The 429-nt window shown below is 39.9% G+C and carries 1 protein-coding gene; it reads left to right on the forward strand.

Annotated features, from left to right (window positions below; all coding sequences use genetic code 11):
- Positions 1 to 23: 23 nt before the first annotated feature.
- Complete coding sequence (locus tag UA76_RS01315; RefSeq protein WP_047042335.1) at positions 24 to 296, forward strand: nicotinamide mononucleotide transporter; 273 nt, start codon at positions 24 to 26, stop codon at positions 294 to 296.
- Positions 297 to 429 lie beyond the last annotated feature (133 nt).

Genomic DNA, 429 nt, shown 5'->3' on the forward strand with positions numbered 1-429 from the left:
GGCGTTATGTACTAGGAGGAAAAATGGAATATTTTCAGTACTATGGAACCGACTGGATTGCAATGGTACTTACATTTCTTGCTATTTGGCAAATTGGAAATAAGAACAAGATCGGGTTCATTTTAATGATGTGCGGCAATACTAGTTGGATAGCTGTTGGTTATTTTACTGGCAGTTTGGCAATGATAATTGCAAATATCATCTTTTTCTCAATGAACCTTAGAGCAATCATCAAATGGTCGACACCAGAGGAGGAGCCTAAAGTAAGCGTAGCTGAACAGTCATCTGCCAATTAAAACTTCGTACATAACAAATTGCTCAACAAAGACTCCTAACGCTTGGCGACCTCAGTCGCAAATTAAGCTCCGTGTTTATGGCACAATATTCAAGTTAAGTGGCATCGCGTTGTCGCTTGTTAGCAAGGCGTTA

The sequence above is a fragment of the Vibrio mexicanus genome, from assembly GCF_001012815.1.
Classification (GTDB): Bacteria; Pseudomonadota; Gammaproteobacteria; order Enterobacterales; family Vibrionaceae; genus Vibrio; species Vibrio mexicanus.